The 17,844-nt window shown below is 70.1% G+C and carries 16 protein-coding genes and 3 pseudogenes; 8 read left to right on the forward strand and 11 right to left on the reverse strand.

Annotation, left to right across the window (positions count from 1 at the left end; all coding sequences use genetic code 11):
• Nucleotides 1-217: 217 nt before the first annotated feature.
• Both AC0699_RS37600 and AC0699_RS37605 read right to left on the reverse strand, forming a co-directional pair.
• Entirely contained in the window at nucleotides 218-877 is a 660-nt protein-coding gene (locus AC0699_RS37600) for a response regulator transcription factor (RefSeq protein WP_478670253.1), read from the reverse strand.
• A gap of 87 nt (nucleotides 878-964) precedes the next feature.
• A complete protein-coding gene (locus tag AC0699_RS37605) occupies nucleotides 965-2,134 on the reverse strand; it encodes a sensor histidine kinase (RefSeq protein WP_478670256.1) in 1,170 nt (389 codons plus the stop codon).
• Nucleotides 2,135-2,312: 178 nt separating this feature from the next.
• Between AC0699_RS37605 and AC0699_RS37610 the strand changes: the two genes are divergently transcribed.
• Together AC0699_RS37610 and AC0699_RS37615 are read left to right on the forward strand one after the other, a co-directional pair.
• Complete coding sequence (locus tag AC0699_RS37610) at nucleotides 2,313-2,681, forward strand: MmpS family transport accessory protein (protein ID WP_478670259.1); 369 nt, start codon at nucleotides 2,313-2,315, stop codon at nucleotides 2,679-2,681.
• 15 nt (nucleotides 2,682-2,696) lie between these two features.
• Nucleotides 2,697-2,861 carry a hypothetical protein gene (locus tag AC0699_RS37615; RefSeq protein WP_478670262.1) on the forward strand — a complete coding sequence of 55 codons (165 nt, stop codon included), beginning with the start codon at nucleotides 2,697-2,699 and terminating at the stop codon, nucleotides 2,859-2,861.
• An 82-nt stretch (nucleotides 2,862-2,943) separates the two neighbouring features.
• Here AC0699_RS37615 and AC0699_RS37620 read toward each other — a convergent pair whose 3' ends face one another.
• Nucleotides 2,944-3,402, reverse strand: a complete 459-nt coding sequence (locus AC0699_RS37620) for a MarR family winged helix-turn-helix transcriptional regulator (protein WP_478670265.1) — start codon at nucleotides 3,400-3,402, stop codon at nucleotides 2,944-2,946.
• A gap of 23 nt (nucleotides 3,403-3,425) precedes the next feature.
• Between AC0699_RS37620 and AC0699_RS37625 the strand changes: the two are divergent.
• Nucleotides 3,426-3,761, forward strand: a pseudogene (locus AC0699_RS37625) (esterase); the annotation flags it as partial.
• A 51-nt stretch (nucleotides 3,762-3,812) separates the two neighbouring features.
• Here AC0699_RS37625 and AC0699_RS37630 read toward each other — a convergent pair.
• Both AC0699_RS37630 and AC0699_RS37635 read right to left on the reverse strand, forming a co-directional pair.
• Nucleotides 3,813-3,983 (reverse strand): annotated as a pseudogene (locus tag AC0699_RS37630) (7-cyano-7-deazaguanine synthase); the annotation flags it as partial.
• Between the two features lie 389 nt (nucleotides 3,984-4,372).
• Nucleotides 4,373-7,330 (reverse strand): hypothetical protein, encoded by a 2,958-nt coding sequence (locus AC0699_RS37635; RefSeq protein ID WP_478670268.1) that lies wholly within the window; start codon nucleotides 7,328-7,330, stop codon nucleotides 4,373-4,375.
• A gap of 312 nt (nucleotides 7,331-7,642) precedes the next feature.
• Between AC0699_RS37635 and AC0699_RS37640 the strand changes: the two genes are divergently transcribed.
• Nucleotides 7,643-7,858, forward strand: a complete 216-nt coding sequence (locus tag AC0699_RS37640; RefSeq protein ID WP_478670271.1) for a dTMP kinase — start codon at nucleotides 7,643-7,645, stop codon at nucleotides 7,856-7,858.
• Nucleotides 7,859-8,021: 163 nt separating this feature from the next.
• Here AC0699_RS37640 and AC0699_RS37645 read toward each other — a convergent pair whose 3' ends face one another.
• The gene (locus tag AC0699_RS37645; RefSeq protein ID WP_478670274.1) at nucleotides 8,022-8,207 is read right to left on the reverse strand and encodes a hypothetical protein; all 186 of its coding nucleotides are present in this window, start codon (nucleotides 8,205-8,207) and stop codon (nucleotides 8,022-8,024) included.
• Nucleotides 8,208-8,236: 29 nt separating this feature from the next.
• Between AC0699_RS37645 and AC0699_RS37650 the strand changes: the two are divergent.
• Nucleotides 8,237-8,440, forward strand: a pseudogene (locus AC0699_RS37650) (IS5/IS1182 family transposase); the annotation flags it as partial.
• Between the two features lie 181 nt (nucleotides 8,441-8,621).
• Here the strand turns inward: AC0699_RS37650 and AC0699_RS37655 are convergent.
• From AC0699_RS37655 to AC0699_RS37675, 5 genes are read right to left on the reverse strand one after another with little or no spacing between them, the layout of a single operon-like run.
• A complete protein-coding gene (locus AC0699_RS37655; RefSeq protein WP_478670277.1) occupies nucleotides 8,622-9,878 on the reverse strand; it encodes an ABC transporter substrate-binding protein in 1,257 nt (418 codons plus the stop codon).
• On the reverse strand, nucleotides 9,875-11,158 hold the full coding sequence (locus AC0699_RS37660; protein WP_478670281.1) for a branched-chain amino acid ABC transporter permease: 1,284 nt from the start codon (nucleotides 11,156-11,158) through the stop codon (nucleotides 9,875-9,877). The genes AC0699_RS37655 and AC0699_RS37660 overlap by 4 nt, the downstream gene beginning before the upstream one ends.
• Nucleotides 11,151-12,041 carry a branched-chain amino acid ABC transporter permease gene (locus AC0699_RS37665; protein ID WP_478670284.1) on the reverse strand — a complete coding sequence of 297 codons (891 nt, stop codon included), beginning with the start codon at nucleotides 12,039-12,041 and terminating at the stop codon, nucleotides 11,151-11,153. Before AC0699_RS37665 ends, AC0699_RS37660 begins: the two co-directional genes overlap by 8 nt.
• The gene (locus tag AC0699_RS37670; protein ID WP_478670287.1) at nucleotides 12,038-13,090 is read right to left on the reverse strand and encodes an ABC transporter ATP-binding protein; all 1,053 of its coding nucleotides are present in this window, start codon (nucleotides 13,088-13,090) and stop codon (nucleotides 12,038-12,040) included. Before AC0699_RS37670 ends, AC0699_RS37665 begins: the two co-directional genes overlap by 4 nt.
• A complete protein-coding gene (locus AC0699_RS37675) occupies nucleotides 13,087-13,950 on the reverse strand; it encodes an ABC transporter ATP-binding protein (RefSeq protein WP_478670290.1) in 864 nt (287 codons plus the stop codon). Before AC0699_RS37675 ends, AC0699_RS37670 begins: the two co-directional genes overlap by 4 nt.
• A 353-nt stretch (nucleotides 13,951-14,303) precedes the next feature.
• Between AC0699_RS37675 and AC0699_RS37680 the strand changes: the two genes are divergently transcribed.
• The 3 genes from AC0699_RS37680 (at nucleotide 14,304) to AC0699_RS37690 (ending at nucleotide 17,746) form a co-directional block, all read left to right on the forward strand.
• Nucleotides 14,304-15,599 carry a PucR family transcriptional regulator gene (locus AC0699_RS37680; RefSeq protein ID WP_478670294.1) on the forward strand — a complete coding sequence of 432 codons (1,296 nt, stop codon included), beginning with the start codon at nucleotides 14,304-14,306 and terminating at the stop codon, nucleotides 15,597-15,599.
• Between the two features lie 246 nt (nucleotides 15,600-15,845).
• Nucleotides 15,846-16,127, forward strand: coding sequence for a hypothetical protein (locus tag AC0699_RS37685; RefSeq protein ID WP_478670297.1), 282 nt, complete (start codon nucleotides 15,846-15,848; stop codon nucleotides 16,125-16,127).
• Nucleotides 16,127-17,746 (forward strand): sodium/solute symporter, encoded by a 1,620-nt coding sequence (locus AC0699_RS37690; RefSeq protein ID WP_478670300.1) that lies wholly within the window; start codon nucleotides 16,127-16,129, stop codon nucleotides 17,744-17,746. The genes AC0699_RS37685 and AC0699_RS37690 overlap by 1 nt, the downstream gene beginning before the upstream one ends.
• The last annotated feature ends 98 nt before the right edge of the window (nucleotides 17,747-17,844 follow it).

Raw genomic sequence — 17,844 nt, forward strand, 5'->3', positions numbered from 1 at the left:
CACCGAAGAGATCAAGACCCGCAAGGGCTGACCCCACACACCCTCCGCCCGGGGCCGCACGGTGAAACCACCGCGCGGCCCCGCACCGTTCCGGGATACGGCAACGAGCGGAAACCGAGCGCTCGCTGCCCGTCCGGGATATCGCCGGGGCCCGGGTGGGGCGGGCCGCACGTGTCCTGGACCAGGCCGCGCGAACGTTCAGCCGCCGCGCGGGCGTTCAGCCGACGATGCCGTGCTCCCAGGCCCAGGCCGCGATCTCCACGCGGTTGCGAGCAGGCAGTTTGTCCTGGATCCGGCTGAGGTGGCTCTTGATGGTGCTGAGCGAGAGGGTCAGCTGCTCGGCGATCTCGTTGTTCGTGCGGCCGCGGGCGACCAAGGTCACGACCTTGAGCTCCTGGGGGGTGAGGCGTCGCGCCGCGGCTGCCCCGGTCTCGGCGCGTGACGGCCTGCTCAGGTGTTCCAGGAGTCTGACGGTGACGGACGGCGAGATGAGGGAGTCGCCGTTGACGGCGGCGTACACGGCCTCGGTCAGCAGCCGGGGGCCTGAGTTCTTGACCACGAAGCCACTGGCGCCGGCACGCAGGGCGCCGTAGACGTACTCGTCCAGGTCGAAGGTGGTGACGATGACGATCTTCGTGCCGGACGCCGCCGCGCCCTGGTCCTGACGCAGGCGCCTCGTCGCCTCCAGGCCGTCGAGTTTCGGCATGCGGATGTCCATCAGGCAGACGTCCGGCTTGAGTCGGCGTACCGCCTCGACAGCCTCGACGCCGTCGGACGCCTGGCCGATCACGGAAATGTCGTCCTGACTCTCCAGGATGAGCCGGAATCCGGTCCGGACCATCTCCTGGTCGTCGGCGATCACCACAGAGACGCTCAATGCGGGTTCTCACTCCGTCAGTTCATGGGAACGGTCACTTCATGGGAACGATCACTTCGTCAGGAACGTTCACCTCGTGGGGCACGGTCACTTCATGGGTATCGATGCGGCCAGTTCCCAGCCACCCTCGGGCATGGGGCCGCTGGTGAGCTCGCCGCCCAGCTCGGCCACCCGCTCCGACAAGCCGATCATGCCGAAGCCGCTGGGCCGGAACCACCCCCGGCCGCGCTGCTGCCCGGTCGCGTTGTCACGTACCCGGACGACCAGCCGGTCCCCGTCGGTCCCCAGCACGACGTGCACGGTGGTGGCTGTACGGGCGTGTTTGCGGATGTTGGTCAGGCCTTCCTGGACCAGCCGTTCGACGGACTTGGCCAGTTGCGGCGACCAGGCGGCGCTGTCCACGTCGTCGGCCGTGTCCAGCCAGGCATGCTGTCCCGGGGAGGGGAAGCGGTGGACCAGCTCCTCGATCTTCGTCATGACGGGCGCGACGGGTGCCTCCGCATCGCCGCCGCCGGTCTCGCGCAGCAGACGGACCATGCGCCCCATCGCCACCAGCCCTTCCTGGCCGGTCTTCTCGATGTTGGAGAACAGCTCGCGCGCCGTGCCCGGGTCACGCTCGGCGGTGTGCTCTCCGGCCTGGGCCTGGACCACCATGGCCGTGACGTAGTGGGCCACATGGTCGTGCAGGTCGCGGGCGAGGTCCAGGCGCTCGGACTGACGCACCCGCTCGGCGACGGTCCGGCGCCTGCCGTCCTCGGTCCGCAGATAGCCGCCCAGCAGCGCGAAGCCCATCGGCAGCAGCGTGAACAGCACGTCGACCCGGTCGTCGAGGACGGGCGGGTCCGACAGTGCCGGAGCACGGTCGGCGAGGCGCACCACTGCCACGCACAGCGGCACCGCCGACAGGACGAGCGGCAGCAGCCGCGCGTTCCGGCAGACCAGGCACAACAGCACCAGGAGCCCTAGGAGTTCGGCCCATCCGGGGGTGCGCTGCAGCACGGTGCGTTCCACCAGTGAGGTCGTCAGCAGCGAGACGGCAGCCATGGCGAGGGACAGCGCGCAGGCCGTCCACTGCCTGTCGGCCCGGAAGGCCGACAGCACCGCGGCGACCGTGCCCAGCGCCAGGACGCCGCTCGCGGCGACCGCGAGCCCGATGCCGCTGCGGCTCACCACACCCGCGTCCAGGACCACGAGCAGCGCGCAGACGCATGCCCCGGCGACGGCCCCCGGTGTGGGGCGCGGGAGTGGCAGGGGCATGGCATGGAGGATAGACGGCGGCGGTTCGAGTGCCTGCCGCGGGGGGAGAGCGGATGAGTACTTTCGGCCGATGCCGCTTCGGCGAATGCGGTCTTTCGGCGGCACCGGGACCTGTCGGCCGCGTCCCAGAATGATCCGCGTCCGAGACGAACGACCCTGCCTGCACGAGGAGTTTGCTGTGAACTTCCCCGCATCCCGTACATACGTCAGGTCGCTGGTGGCGGCCGGAGTCGCGGCCGTGGCCACGGTGTCGCTCACCGGCTGCGGCCTGTTCGCCGAGAGCTGGGACGTGAAGATGGAGGTGACCGGCCCCGCGGCCGCGGACATCAGCTACGGGTTCGCCGGCGACCAGGACGGGGAGACCGCCGGGGGGCAGCGACTGCCCTGGTCCAGGACGCAGAACGTCGGGTTCGGTTTCAACGACCTGGCTGTCAAGGACCCGGCCCCCGGAACCGTCTGCCGGATCTACGTCGACGGCAAGCTCAAGGACGAGCAGAAACCCGACGCCAAGGGCTCCCTGTCGTGCTTCGTCAACCTCCAGGAGTGAGCGACGACTTCGAGTGTGCTCACGCGTGCAGCGGTCCGCGCGGCCGGCGCCACCAAGGCCTACGGCAATGGTCACGGACACGGCGTACACGCCCTGCGTGGTGTCGATCCGGAGATCGCCGAGGGCAGGTTCCTGGCGGCCATGGGGCCCTCCGGCTCCGGGAACCTCGCTGAGGCCTGACCGCCCCGGCGACGGCGAACGGTGACCACCAGCCCTCTGCGGTGCGCCGCCCTTCGACCTGCCCGCCGGCTCGTCCGGCAGGTCAGTTGCTCGTGACGTTTCTGGTGAGCAGGCGGAGCAAGTCCTTGGCCATGGCGTCCTGCTCGGGAGTCAGCCCCATGGCCTCGCCGATGGCCACCGGGACGGTACCGGCCCTCTCGCGAAGATCCGCACCGGCCCGGGTGAGGTGGACGGCTACGGACCGCTCGTCGTCGGCGCGGCGCTCGCGGCGGACCAAGCCGGCGGCTTCCAGGCGCTTGAGCAACGGAGACAGTGTGCTCGATTCCAGCTGGAGTGCGGCGCCCAACTCCCGGACGGAGATGGAGTCCTGCTCCCACAGCACCAGCATGACCAGGTACTGCGGGTAGGTCAGGCCCAACTCGTCCAGGAGCGGTCGATAGCGGACAGTGACCGCTCGCGAGGCGGCGTACAGGGCGAAGCACAGCTGGTCCTGGAGCAGAAGCGAGCCCGGCTCAGCGGTGCGGTGCGCGGTCTCGTCCATGGCTCCGGTCCTCACGTCGAGTCATCAAAGGACGTCATCCTACCCCCTCCAGGCACCCACGACCGTATACCGCCCGATTGGATTGTGCACAACTTGATCGGGCAGTACTTTTCCTGTCGTGCCCGCCGGACAGCCGCGGGACATCGCCGCCAGCGTCACCCACCAGGAGGCTCTTCATGTCCGAGACCACCACCCGCCCAGTGCTGGAGCCGGCCGCCGCAGCCTTCGTCGAGGCCACCGCAAACCCGCCGTACCTGTTCGACCTGGGCCCGGTCGAAGGCCGCAAGACCGTCAACGAGGTCCAGTCCGGCGAGATCAGCAAGCCGGAGATCACCGAGGAGTGGGTGACCGTCCCCGGTCAGCGAATTCCCGGGCAGCAGACCACCCACCTGTCGAATGTCGATCACACGGAACGCCGCCCCGAGTCCGTCCGCAATGATCCGGGCGGACTCGTGCTCGCGCCGATGCCGCTGCCCGTAATCGATGGCCAGCAGCCGGAGTTCGTGGCCCTCCCGCCTCAACTGGTGCGCCACTACGGTCGACTCCACTCCGCCGGAAAACAGCACAACCGTTTTAGGCATCACTTGTTCCTGAGGTCGCTTCGTCAGCCGGGTGCTCGGTAGACCCGGTCACTACCTCCACGAGACTTGCACCGCTGGATATACGGCGGATCTGTCGATCGAACTACGCTCGTAGATACGCCGTGACCGGCAGACGTGACCGGCAGAAGGCGTGGCCAGGGGGTCGGACTCGACCAGACACTCAGCCGTCATCGGACGCCGCGTCCTTGGCTACCTCGTCGTCGAGAGGCGGCCGGCAGCTCATGAGATCCGCGCACGGGCCCTCTAGTTCAGGGCAGAGCGGAACCTGGCCAGAGTCGGGCTGTCCTCTGCTGTCGCCGGTGTTTCAGATGAGATCAAGGTGTTCCTGGGGGGGGCGGCCAGGCCGGGCGCGGCAGCAGATCGTGGCTTCATGGGACTAGGGTGTCGCTGCACCGCAGCGCCAACGTGCCGCACATGCATCCGACCACCAGGAATTGCTCAGCGGCTGTCACGGACAGCACCTCGGAGTTGATCCACAGGTGGTCGAGGTGCTCCAGCGAGGCGAAATCGACCAGGTCGATACGGAAGCCGCTGATCATTGTTCTGCGGCCGTCCGGGTCAGTGTCGAATCCTCCTTGGGTGCCGAAGACCAGCACCCGACGGCCGGCGATTTCCGTCAGTGTAAGTGCGCCCCAGGTCGAAATCAGTCCAGTGGGGCGATGCCGGAGCAATCGGCGAGTGGCCAGGTCCCAGATGCTGAGGTGACCGCCATGGGTGCGGGTGACCGCGACGGTCAGACCGTGCAGCGTGGTGACCGTGATCGCACGGACTTCGTCGTCGTGGAGCATCGGCTCACCGATCGGCAGGCCGGATAGCGGGTCCCACATCTGCACGCAGCCCCGTAGTACATCGCCGATGCTGCCCCCGGTCAACACCACGGGCCGGCCACCCACCGTTCCATGGGCCATGGCCCGCGTGAGGTCTCCGGGGTGTTTTCCGACAGGGTGCGCGGGTGAGCCCGTCGCCAGATCGAGGAAGTGCACCTGGCCGCCGAGCTCGGCGACCACCACCATCGGACGTGCACCGTCCACTACTGCGGCGCCCTGGATCCAGCTCGCTCCGCCGAACCGCGGGGAGGACTTCCAGGATTCGACTGCGGCCAGCCGGGTGCGTTCGTGTGCCTCACACGAAACCGACGGACCCAGGTGCCACAGGCGAACGGCCCCGTCGTACCCACCCGCCACGACATAGGTCTGCCCGGCGACTTGTCCGCCGGCGACCACGCGTACGGTCACCCCCTGGTCGAACGGGTTGGGGGCGCCTTGCCCGTCGCCGTAGACCCACGCGAGGTGCGCGAACCAGTCGTCGCCGAAATCCACTTCGGAGCTGTACGGGTGGTGTGGGCCCAGCCGGGCGAGGCGCCGGCCGTCGGCCAACCGCCGTACGACGAGGTTCCCGTGCCCGCTGTGTACCAGAGTTGGCTCACCGCCCACCTCGACGACCGTCGCCGCATGGATGTTGCCGTCGCAGCAGCCGTGGACGTCGGTCACGTTGTCCCGACCCAGGTGTGCCCACGGGGTCGCCCATGGGCGGTGCGGGGCGACACGGGCGACGTCGTCCGCGAGGCGGTCGAAGCCGAACTGCCGGGCGTACTGTTCGAGCAGCGCGGCCCGCCGGGACGGTTCCATCCCGGGGCTGGCAAGAACATGGTGGAGCCAGGTACCGCGGCTGTCAGGCTTTGTGAGGTGACGGTTTCGCTCGCTGATCGCCGTTGACAACTCCCCGTATTCAGCCGCGAGGAGCAGGCCGGCGTCGTCAAGGAGCGGGTCGAGCAGTCGTGCGGCGGCCGCGTGCCGGGGGAGGTGGCGGCGGACGTAGGCGGGGGCTTTCGCCCACTCGGGCCGGCCTTCGCAAATCGGAGCGAGGCCGGCCAAGGTGCGCGTGATCCGGCGTTCGACGAGGTGGTCGTCGTGGGCCGAGCGCACATGGTCCACCAGTGCCTGGTGGTAGAGCCGGTAATGGGTCTCCTCCTGGTCGACGGTCTGCTCCACCAGGAAGTCGGCCGCCCTGGAGAGCAGCCACTCCAGGTCGGCCAGGGTGTAGGTGCGCTGGGCGAGGGCGCTCGCAAGCTCGACCCAGACGGTGTCACGGGCCAAGCCCGTACCGTGCGCGTAGGCGAGGGGCACGAGGAGGTCACGCACCCGGTGGTGATCTGGGCCCAGGCGGAAGAGGTAGTCGTCCAGAGCGTCAGCCACGGTGCCCGGCAGACGCGACAGTTCTTCCCCACTTGGGTCGACGACCGTGTCGCTGTCGGTCAGGGTCCGGCTGACGAGCTGGGCGATGAGGAAGGTGGGGTACGCCCGCTCGGCGACCGCTTCCGCCACGCGTGCGGCGAGATCCGGCTGGTTGCGGTAGGGGCTGCGCGTATGCGCGTCGTCGGCAGCAAGCAGCCGGTGGCGCACGTACTCGGCCAGGTCGTCGGGGTCCAGCCATGGGCGGCTGTCGAGGTCGATGATGCGGGCGTCGTGTCCGCACGCGGTCAGCAGGCTGTTGCGGGGGCCGGGACGGGTGCCGACGAGGACGCGCAGGCCGGTGGCGTCGCGCGCCAGCCTGCGCAGGGCGCGGGCGAGACCTTCCGGATCGGCCGACTCGTCCAGCGCGTCCACGACGACGGTGAGTTCCGCGGGCCACGCCGGAAGGAGCCCGGCGAGTACGTCCAGCCGTTGGGCTTCCGCCGTGGTGGCCAAGTCGACCCCTGCGACGGCGGCGACCCGGTCGAGCACGTCGGACACCGACCGGCCGCGGGCGAGGACGGCGAGATCGACGCAGCCGGTCGGCGGAACCGTGGCCTCGGGCGCGTCGTCCACCGGCGTTCTCTTACGCAGGTCCGGGTCTGCCAAGGTGACGATGCGTGCCAGCACTGTGGACTTTCCCGATCCGGGTCCCCCCGTCACCACCCGCACCCGTCCGTCCGGGGCGCCGCCGGAGAGCCAGGACACCAGCTCACTCAATGCGCGGTGGCGGCCGGTGAAATACCAGCCGACTCGGCCCTGTTCCGTGCCGCGGGCCCTGGGATCCCAGTGTGCGCTCAGCTCACCGGCGTCGAACCACACACCGTCCGGCAGGGAACCGGGCGAGTTCTCCAGCAGGCGGGTGATGCGCTGGATGTTGTCTCCGAGGTGGACGAACTCCGCACGAAGCCGTTCCTGCGGCGAGGCGGCTTTCAACGGCTTGGGCCGGGCTACCGCGCGCAGCATCGTACGGGCCTCGGCCAGTCGGCGCTGCCGCAGCCGCGGCTCGGGGACGGTGGCTGTGAGCAGGTCGCTGACGAACTGCTCGTCCAATGGACGGCCTGCAAGCCGCTCACTGATCGCGGTGCGGGACATGTGCATTTCCCTGGCCAGCGTCGTCAGGGTCTTGCCGCTGGCGTCAACCTGCTTCCGCAGAAACTCCGCCAGTTGGCGCACCTCATCGCTATCCGTCCTGACAGGCTCCCGGCGTCGCCCTCTCTTGCGGCGCTCGACCACGCACACCCCCCGGTGATGCCGACCGCTGGCCTTCCGTCCGGCCGGACAATGCGGTCTTGTCCGGACCTTACCTGAGGGAACGCCCTGAACTTGGGCGGACAAACAAACCGCTCACCAGATTGGTGACATGCCACCGCGAACCCGCGGAGGCCGACTCGCAAGGAGGTCCTCATGATGCCGTCCTGGCTGCCCCACATGCTCCCGCCCGGCGCCCGCCGGTGCGTGATCGTCACCCTGTTCGTCCCGGCGGTCCTGATCGCACTCGCCGCAGCGGTGCCGGCGATGCTCGTCCTGCCGTTCCTGCCGGACGGGACAGGCCGCGTCGTGCGACTTCTCACGGCGCACACGGTCTACATGCGCACGCTGCTGGACGGTAGCCACCCCTGACGACGCCCAGCAGGGCGGTGCGCTGGGACTCTGCCCGTCACGAGGCCGGCCCGGTGCTGGCCCGGCTACGGCGACGGCCGACGGGTGAGTTGCCGCTGACCGAGGCGGCCGGACAGCTGGTCGAGGAGTTCGCCCGGCTGCCGCGGGAACGCCAGTCGCCGGACTACCGCAAGAACATCCGCACACTCACCATTCTGGTGTCTGGCTCGGCGCCGAAATCGTCATCGCCGAACGCGACGGCCACGACTTGGCGCAGCTCGATCCGAATCTCGCGGCCAAGCCGGTCTGCCAGTTCTTGCGGGCCCGCGGCCTTCTCCTGGAAGATCCCAAACTCCACCAGGACGCTCACCAGGTATGGATCGAGACCAGCCTCCAGGCCCCGAAATCCGCGGCTTTCACGTAGCCAAAAGGCGCTGGGTAGTGGAACGAAGTCCCGGGTGGACAATGCTCCGCCGGCGTCTCGCCCGCGACTACGAGACCCTGTCCACCAGTTCCGAAGCCGTGACCCGCATCGCCTCGATCGACAACCTCGCCAAGCGCATAACGGACGAGACCACAGTCACCTGGCGAGGAACTTACTAGCCGATAAAGGGTAATCCGCCTACGTCAATTGCCCTCTGAGGCCGGGCGCGCCGAGCCCCGGTGCGGGGTGTCCGGCCCGCGGGGAATTCCCCCTGAATCAGGGGGAGCCGAGGGACCGGATGGGCATTCTTCCCGGTCCGGATGCTGACCTGCCGGTCAGCATCCGGACCGTCGGGGCGGCTCAGTCCTTGGGCAGGGTGTAGGTCTTCGCCGCGGGGACCTCGTGGGCCGGTTCGACGTTCGCGAGGCCGCCGAGGGCCGTCTTCGCCGGCTTGTGGATGAAGGACTGGTACGTCGCCGGCTTGGCGCGGTCCGAGAAGTTCAGCGGCACGCCGAGCACCGTGAGCTTGGACTGCTTGCGGTGGGCCGCCGCTATGCCCTCGCGGGTCAGGTCCTTCGCCTTGCAGGCCGCCTTGAGGTCCTCGCCGAGGACGCTGATCGCGTTCCAGCCGCTGACGACACCGGCGTCGAGCAGGTCCTTCGGGTACTTCGCCTTGTAGTCGTCGGCGAGCTTCTTCATCGCCGGGTTGTCGGCGCTGAACGCCGGGGCGGGGCTCACCACCTGGAGCATCTTCTCCAGGGCGGGGCCGACCGGGGTCGCCAGCAGCTGCGGGGCGAAGCCCGGCGAGCTGGTGAGGACCGGGACGGCGAAGCCCGCGGCGGCCGCGGTGCCGACCAGGGCGGCCGTCTGGCGCGGGCCGGCGCTGATCAGGATCGCCTTGACGCCGGCCTGCTTGAGGGCGGTGACCTGGGCGGTCAGGTCCTGGTCGGTGGGCTTGATCTTCTGCCCGACGATGGTCAGCTTCTGGTTCTTGGCCGCGTACGTGGCACCGGCGAGCGCGTTCTCGCCGTACTCGCCCTCGAAGTAAACGTGGCCGATCTTCTCGCCCGCCTTCAGCTTGGCCGTGCGGACCACGAAGTCGACGCCGTTGATCATGTCGACGTCGTATGTGGAGCCGACCACCTGTATGTACTCGCGGCCCAGCAGAGTGGAGGCCCAGGCCATCGGGAACGTGAGCAGGTGCTTGGACTCCAGCTCCTGTTGGAGCGAGGACACCACGGGAGAGCCGACCATCTGGGACACGGCGGCCACGTTCGGCTCGGTCTCGGTGAACGCGGACACGGCCTTCTGCACGTCGTAGCCGTGGTCCTTGACCGTGATCTTGACGGTCCGGCCGCAGATGCCGCCCGAGGCGTTGAGCTGGTCGGCGTACAGCTGCTGGGCGTTGACGATGCTCTTGCCGAGCGAGGCGTACGGGCCGGTGAGGTCGGTCAGCGCGCCCAGGGTGATGGTCTTCTCCGTCACTCCGGGGCCGGTCTTGACGCCGTCGCTGCCGGCGCTGTTCGCGTCGGTACCGCTCTTGGTGCTGCAGGCCGTGGCGCTCAGGGCGAGTGCGGCGATGACGGCTGCGGCCGGGGCAAGTCGGGTGTGTCTCACGGGGTGTGCTCCTTCGGGGTGGTGCGGGTGCGGAGAGGGAAACGCCGGGTGCGGGGGGAGTCGTCGCCCTTGCGGCGCGGCCGTCTGTGGGCCAGTCCGGCCAGGCCGCCGGGGGCGAAGATCAGGACGAGGACGATCGCGGTGCCGTAGAGGTAGCGGGCCGCGTCGCCCGGGGACACGCCCGATCCCGTGGTGCCGGGAGCGGTGAGCAGGGGCAGGTCGTCGGCGTACTTGGTGAGCAGGTGCGGGATCAGGGCGACGAAGACCGCGCCGCAGGCCGCGCCGCCGACCGAGCCGAGGCCGCCGATGACGATCATCGCGAGGTAGTCGATGGACAGCAGGAGCCCGAAGTGGTCAGGGACGACACGCTTGAACACCAGGGCCAGCAGGGCACCCGCGGCGCCCGCGTACATCGAGGAGACGATGAACGCCGAGGCGCGGTAGCGGGTGAGATGGACTCCCATGACGGCCGCGGCGACCTCGCTGTCGCGTACGGCGCCGAGTGCGCGGCCGGGGCGCCCGCGCAGGAGGTTGTGCGCGGCGAGCCAGGCCACGGCGACCAGGGCCAGGCCTACGTACCACAGGCGCTCCAGCCCGCCGAAGGGGACGCCGATGACGGTGAGACGGTCGGGTGAGGTGTCGGTGAAGGAGAAGCCGAGGATGTCCAGCGGCGGTACGGAGCGGCCGTTGAACCCGCCGGTGACATGCGGGGCGTTGAGCATCATGTGGTGGCCCAGGAAGACCAGGGCGAGGGTCGCGATGCCCAGGTACATGCCGCGCAGCCGGCCGGAGATGGGGCTGAACAGGCCGCCCGCCGCACCGGCGAGGACGATGGCCAGCACGAAGGCGAGCACGGGCGGGAGCTCGAGGCCGTACAGGCTGCTGGAGCCGGTGCCGGACGGCCCGGACGCCAGCCACACATAGCCGTACGCGCCGACGGCGAGGAAGAAGGCGTGGCCGAGGGAGAGTTGTCCGGTCGTCCCGGAGAGCAGGTTCAGCCCGATGGCGCCGATGACGGCGGCCATGGCGAACAGGCCCGTCTGGAGCCAGAACGAGGTGACGTAGAAAGGCAGGGCCAGCAGGACCAGCACGCCTGCGGCGAGGGTGGCCGCACGCCGCCCGCGCGGGGAGAACTTGCCGGACCGCCTGCCCGGGGCGGACGGGGAATCGGGAGGAGCGGCAGCGGGGGCCGTCACGGTGTCCGTGGTTTCGGTGGTGTCGGCGGTGTCGGCGGTGTCGGTGGTTTCGGTGGTTTCGGTGGTGGCGCGGGTGTCAGACACGGGTCAGCTCCTTCGATCCGAAGAGACCGGTGGGCCTGACCAGGAGCACGAGCACCATCACGAGGTAGGGGGCCACATCGGAGAACCCGGCGCCCAGGAGGCTCAGTTCGTTCTGATAGCCGGCGGCCATCGCCGCCGTGAGGCCGATCACCAGGCTTCCGACGAGCGCGCCGACGGCCGAGTCCATGCCGCCGAGGATCGCCGCGGGGAAGGCACTCAGGGCGATCTGACTGGTCGTACGGTCAAGTCCCGGTGCGGGGAAGGCGGCGAGGAACACGGCGGCGATGGCGGCCAGTGCCCCGGCGACGCACCAGGCGATGAGGCGTACGCGGTCCAGCCGTATCCCCATCAGCGTCGCGGCTTCCGGGTCGGCGGCCGCGGACCGCATGGACAGGCCCCAGCGGGACCAGCGGAAGGCGGCGAAGAAGGCGCCGATGACGACGACCGCGACGACGATGCTCGCCATCCGCGCGTCGGCGACGGTGATGCTGCCGAGCCGGGTCACATCGGCGCCCCAGGGGTCGCCCATGGTGAGGTAGTCGGCGCCGACCTGCCGGTTGAGTTCGGTGCTGAGCAGGACGTCCACGCCGATGGTGAGGATCGTCAGCGTGTGGATCTCCGCGCCGCGCAGGCCGCGGGTGGCCAGGAGCTGCACCAGGCCGGCCAGTGCTGCGGCGAGCGCGGCGCCGACGAGGACGGCGGGGATGAAGCCGATGGCGTCGTGGAGGCGGGCCGTGACATAGCCGCCGAAGAGCAGCAGGGAGCCGTGCGCGAAGTTCATGACGCCGGACGCCTTGAAGATCACGACGAAGCCCAGGGCTATCAGCGCGTAGACGGAGCCGAGCGCGAGTCCGTTGAGGACGGTTTCGGTGAGCTTGATCATGATTCTTCCTCCGAGTCGCGCTCGGTGTCCTTGGCGGGGTCCGAGGCTGCGGCCGTGGCAGGTTCCGGGTCCGGCTCGGTGTCCGGTTCGGTCCCCTCCACCCGCTCGGGTGCCAGGCAGGCTTCTGGATCGGGTGCCGGGATGGGCTCTGGATCGGATGCCGGACCGGGTTCTGGTTCGCGTGTCGGGCCGGGCTCTGGACCCGGCTCTGTTTCCTGGACCGGGGTACCGAGATACGCGCTGATGACCGCCGGGTCGTTCTGGATGCGCTCGGGCGGTCCGTCCGCGATGAGCCGGCCGAAGTCGAGCACCGTCACCGAGTCGGCGATCCGCATGATCAGGCCCATGTCGTGCTCGACGATGAGGATCGAGATCTTCAGGGCGTCACGGACCCGGGCGATCGTCTCGGCCATCGCCGAGCGCTCGGTCGGGTGCATGCCGGCGACGGGCTCGTCGAGCAGCAGCAACTGCGGCTCCATACACAGCGCGCGCGCCATTTCCACCCGCTTGCGGTCGCCGTACGCAAGCCCGGCGACCGGCTTGTCGAACGCGGGGCCGAGACCCAGGAAGTCGGCGATCTCGGCCGCCCGCTCCCGGTGGCGGCGCTGCTCGCGCACCGTGTGCGGCAGTCGCAGCGCGCTCGCCGTGAAGCCCGCCCGGCTCAGCCGGTGGCGGCCGAGCATGAGGTTGTCGGCGACGGTCCCGTGGGTGAGCACGATGTTCTGGAAGGTGCGGGCGACGCCGAGCTGCGCGATGCGGTGGGGTGCGAGGCGGGTGAGGTCCTTGTCCGCGTACCGGACTCTTCCGGCGGTGGCTCGGTAGACGCCGGAAATGACGTTGAAGCAGGTGGACTTGCCCGCGCCGTTGGGGCCGATGAGCGCGTGGATCGTGCCGGGCCGGACCGTGAAGGACAGGTCGTCGAGGGCGACCAGGCCTGAGAAGCGCACGGTCAGGTTCTCGACCGTGAGGGCCCGGACCGGGTCGGGCCCCGTGTCCGGTCCGGGGGCCGTGGCGGCCTCGGGGGTGGTGGCCGTCGCGTCGATGCTCATCCGTTCCACCTGCCAAGCTCGGTCAGTCCCGGTCCGGTCACGGCCGGAGTGCTCGCGGACGTCGCGGACTGCGCGTCGGCGTCGGGCGCGCCGCAGCCGGTCTCGTAGCTCTCGCCCAGATACAGCCGCCGCACCTCGTCCGCCGCGGCGAGATCGGCCGAGGCCCCCTCCAGCCGCACCTGGCCCACGTCCAGCACCGACGCGCGGTCGGACAGTTCCAGCGCCATGGCGGCGTTCTGCTCGACGAGCAGGATCGAGGTCCCCTGGGCATTGATCTCGCGGATGATCTCCGCGATGCGCCGGACCATCAGCGGCGCGAGGCCCAGCGAGGGCTCGTCGAGGAGGAGCAGGCGCGGCCCGGCCATCAGCGCGCGGCCCATCGCGAGCATCTGCTGCTCTCCGCCGGACATCAGCCCGGCGGCCTGCCGCCGACGTTCGGCCAGTACCGGGAACTGCGTGAAGACACGATCGCGGGCGGCTCGCAGCTCGACGCGCGAGCGGCGTGACGACCCGAGGAACCCGGCCCTGAGGTTGTCCTCCACGGACAGGGCGCCGAAGATCCGCCGGCCCTCGGGCACCTGCACCACCCCGGCGGCAACGGACCGCGCGGCGTCGCCGCTCAGCCGTACGCCGTCGAAGTGCACGGTGCCGCAGTCGACCGTGCCGCGGTGCAGCGCGAGGGTCCCGGAGACCGCACGGAGCAGTGTGGACTTGCCCGCGCCGTTGGAGCCGAGCACGGCGACGATCCGGCCCTGCGGGACGGTCAGCGACACCCCGTGGAGCGCCTGCACGGACCGTCCGTAGCTGACGTGCAGATCGCTGACCCGGAGGGTCCCGGCCTCGGTCTCTGGTGGGCTCATCAGGGCGTACTCCTTGCTCCTCGGCGAGCGGGCGCCGGACTGGAGCGCTACGGGAACACGGCGGGGGCAGGGCGTCCATGGACTGGGAACGAGCCGTTGTCGGCTCCCACCCGGGGCGCGCCCCGCTTGTGAGAGGGCACAATCCGTACCTCCTGCTGTGCGTGGATCATCACGATTTGGCGGAAGTCTCGCGCCAAGGGGTGACCGACTGCTTAGCATGTGGATTCCTTGAAGTGCGCCGCCGCCACACGCCGATCGCCGACCGGTGGAGCACCCGCACCCGCGACCCGCGCAGCACAAGACATGGCGACCCGCCGTGGTGTCCTTGCCCGCCCCGTCCGTCTGGAGGGTCCATGCACACCAGTTCCGTCCGTGGCACGGTCCGCCCCCGCGTCACCACCGTCTCCACCGTCGGTCCGCTGCCCCAAGCCGCCGCCGAGCCCTCGCCGCTCCAGCTGCTCGACCACGCCTGCCGGCGCCTTCTTGGGCGGGGCACCTCCTTCACCGACTCCGTGGTGCACAAGATCCGCACCGAGGTGCCGTACTACGCCGACCCGGTACTCTCGCCGCCCGACCTCAAGCAGTCCGCGGACACCGGCATCCGCTTCGCGCTGGAGGCCGCCCTCGACCCGGACCGCATCGTGGACATCGAGCGCTACACCCGTGAGCTCGGCATACGCCGTGCCGAGGAGGGCCGCCCCCTCGACGAGGTGATGCACGCCTTCCGGGTCGCCGGCTCGGAGGTCTGGGGCGGCATCATCAGCGTCGTGGAGCGGGACGGGCTCGGCGAACAGCGTCACCTCGTGCACGTGGCGGAGCTGGTGTGGAAGATGAATGACCGCGACGCCGTCCTGGTCGCCGACGCCTACCGCCAGGTCGCCAAGGGCGTGGCCAGCCAGCACAACGAGCGGGTGCGCCTGATCCTCGCCGCCGTCCTGGAGAGCCGTAACGACCCGGCGTTCATCCAGGACGCCGCGTCGATCCTCAATCTGCCGCCCGACGGACGCTTCGCGGTGGCGGAGCTGCGGGCCACGCCGCCCTTCGGCCGTGCACCCGACGCCGTTCCGGAGATCCGTGGCATGCGCGTCCTGCGCCACGTCGGCGCACAGCGCGATGTGCTCGTCGCCCACCTCGGCGACCGCCCACTCGACGCGCTCGCCTCCGCCCTCGACGCCGGACCCGGCATGCGCATCGGCATCAGCCCCGTCGTCCACGGCCTGCAGAACCTGCCCCGGGCGCGGGACATGGCCGGACTCGCCCTACGCACCTGCCGCGCGGACGGGGAGGTCGCCCGGCTCGACGCCCGTCTACCCGACGGTCTGCTGGTCTCACGGCCCGACCTGTCCGCCGAGCTGGCCCTGCGGGTGCTCCGGCCGCTGTACGACCTGGAGCCCACCGACCGCGAAACGCTGATCGACACGCTCGGAGTGTGGATCGACAAGGGTGGCTCCGCGGTCCAGGCGGCCCGGCACATGCTGTGCCACCGCAACACGGTGCTGAACCGGCTGCGCCGCTTCGAGCAGATCACGGGTCTCGAACTGTCCCGCCCCCGCGACCTCGTACGGCTCACGCTCGCCTTCGACGCGCTCCAACTGCTCGGGCCGGCGGCCGTCCTCGGCTGCGGAGAGCCCTCCGACCCGGAAAGCTGAAGCCGCACGGCGGTACGCCCGTCTGGCACGCGTATCGTCATGGCCGGATTCCTTACCGCGGATGGCCGAATGGGCATCAGCACAGTCGCACCCCTATGAAGTTGGGAGCGGACAACGGGGTGCCCGAAGCGCATGGACTGACCGGTCGGTACGTGCTCTGGTGAGCCCTCATCAGGGGCAATGCCCTCGCCAGGCATCGCCCGAGCGAAGCGATGCGCGCGCATCCCTGCCCGCCAGGAGAGCTCAATGGCCCATCAGCACGCCCATCCGCACACCCCCCGGTTCCATCAAAGACCCCGGCCCCACCGGCCGGGCAGATCCTTCGCGCTCGTCAACGGACTGACCTTCGTGGTCCATCTCCTGCTTGCCTGCACCGCAGAGGACATGCTGGCCACCCGTGTCGCCGGACAAATCAACCTCGGCGTCGTCGCCCTTCTCGCGCAGGGCTCGCTCCTGTTGTGGACGGCGGCGCGTTACGACCGCGCCGCCCACGAGGAGGCCGCGTACGAGCCGATGGAGGAACACTGATGCTTCCTCAGATCCTGCTCGCCGCAGGGGATCCCGGCACCCTCGACCTGGACACGGACACCCGCTCCTGGGTTCTCGTCGGCTTCCTCACCTTCATCGTCCCGATCCTGCTCATCTGCGTGCTCAACGGCCCCGAGCGGGACCGGGTCAACGACTTCTACACGGCGGGCCGCAGGCTGCGGCCCGTCCAGGGCGCCCTCGTCCTCACTGGCGTCTATCTCTCCGCCGCGACCGTGCTCGGCACGACGGGAACCGTCGCGGTCTTCGGCTTCGACGGCCTTTTCATCGCCCTGTGCACCGTGCTGTCGCTCGGCGTCCTGCTCCTGCTGTCGGGCCCGCTGCGGGAACGCGGCAGCTACACCCTCGGCGACACGTTCGCCCTGCGGGCCCCGGGGCCCTCGGTCAGGATCGCGGTCGCCGTCGTCACGCTGAGCGCGTGCGTCCCGTATCTGATCGTGCAGCTCTCCGGCGCGGGCAGGACCACCGCCATGCTGCTCGGCCTGTCCGGTCCCGGCGCCGAGCAGACCGCCATCGTCATGATCGGCACCCTCGTCGTCTGCGCCACGGCCTTCGGCGGGATGCGCGGCATGATCGCGATCCAGGTGATCAAGACGGTGATCCTGCTCGCCATGGCCGTGGCCGTGGCGGCGGTGCTGCTCCACCGCTTCCACTGGAGCCCCGACTCCCTCATCGAGACCGCCGGGCGGGGCAGCGGCCGTCCCGAGGGCTATATGCGTCCGGGCCTGCGGTTCGCTGCCAGCAGCCCGGTCGAGGGGACCCTCGACTTCATCGGTCTGATGATCACCGTGGTGCTGGGCGTCGCATGCATGCCCCATGTCGCCACCCAGCTCAACACCGCGCCCGACGCCGCCGCGGCACGCCGTACGGTCCGCCACACCATCGCCATCGTCGGTGCCATCTGCCTGCTCACCACCGTGCTGGGTTTCGGGGCAGCGGCGCTGATCGGCGCCCCGAAGATCCTCGCCGCCGACCCCGGGGCCACCAGCAGCCTGCTGATGCTCACCGGCGATCTGGCGGGCGGCTCGTCGGCGCAGACGGGCGAGGCATGGCTCGTCGTGCTGGTCTCCTGTGCGGTGTTCCTCACCACGCTGGCGGTCGTCGCGAGCGTGACGCTGGCGGCCGCAGGCTCGGTCGCCCACGACCTCGTCACCAACGTCGTCCGCCGCGGGCGCACGACCGAGGGCCGGGAGGTGGCCGCGGCCCGTATCGCGTCCGCCTTGGTCGGGGTGCTGAGCATCTGCCTCGCGGTGTGGGTGCAGGGCTGGAACATGGGCTTCCTGTCCACGATCTCCTTGGCGGTGGCGAGCTCCTGCCTGCTCCCGGCCCTGGTGTACTCGCTGTTCTGGCACGGCTTCACACGCAGGGGACTGCTGTGGACGCTGTACGGAGGTCTCGGCTGCGCGCTCGGACTCCAGGTCGTGAGCCCCGTCTTCTCCGGCAGCCCGGTGGCGCTGTTCCCCGAGTGGGACATCGCCTGGTTCCCGCTGCAGACGGTCGCCCTGGGGTCGCTGCCCGTCGCGTTCCTGCTCGGCTGGCTGGGGAGCGTCACGGGACAGCGGCGTGCGGCCGCGTTGCCGGAGCAGCCCGTCAGGGCCTGACGCACGAATGCGGCGGGGGGGGGGGGGGCCCCCCCCCCCCCCCCCCCCCCCCCCCCCTTTCTATTTCTTCCTCTGTGCCGGCGTTCCTCCCCCCGCTT

Source organism: Streptomyces sp. NPDC043870 (genome assembly GCF_056435785.1).

Bases quoted from the DNA above. Each gene is read 5' to 3' on its own strand.
- AC0699_RS37690 (WP_478670300.1), top strand. From the start codon at position 16,127: ATGCTTCCTCAGATCCTGCTCGCCGCAGGGGATCCCGGCACCCTCGAC.
- AC0699_RS37635 (WP_478670268.1), bottom strand. From the start codon at position 7,330: ATGTCCCGCACCGCGATCAGTGAGCGGCTTGCAGGCCGTCCATTGGAC.
- AC0699_RS37665 (WP_478670284.1), bottom strand. From the start codon at position 12,041: ATGATCAAGCTCACCGAAACCGTCCTCAACGGACTCGCGCTCGGCTCC.
- AC0699_RS37605 (WP_478670256.1), bottom strand. From the start codon at position 2,134: ATGCCCCTGCCACTCCCGCGCCCCACACCGGGGGCCGTCGCCGGGGCA.
- AC0699_RS37675 (WP_478670290.1), bottom strand. From the start codon at position 13,950: ATGAGCCCACCAGAGACCGAGGCCGGGACCCTCCGGGTCAGCGATCTG.
- AC0699_RS37670 (WP_478670287.1), bottom strand. From the start codon at position 13,090: ATGAGCATCGACGCGACGGCCACCACCCCCGAGGCCGCCACGGCCCCC.
- AC0699_RS37685 (WP_478670297.1), top strand. From the start codon at position 15,846: ATGGCCCATCAGCACGCCCATCCGCACACCCCCCGGTTCCATCAAAGA.
- AC0699_RS37680 (WP_478670294.1), top strand. From the start codon at position 14,304: ATGCACACCAGTTCCGTCCGTGGCACGGTCCGCCCCCGCGTCACCACC.
- AC0699_RS37640 (WP_478670271.1), top strand. From the start codon at position 7,643: ATGATGCCGTCCTGGCTGCCCCACATGCTCCCGCCCGGCGCCCGCCGG.
- AC0699_RS37620 (WP_478670265.1), bottom strand. From the start codon at position 3,402: ATGGACGAGACCGCGCACCGCACCGCTGAGCCGGGCTCGCTTCTGCTC.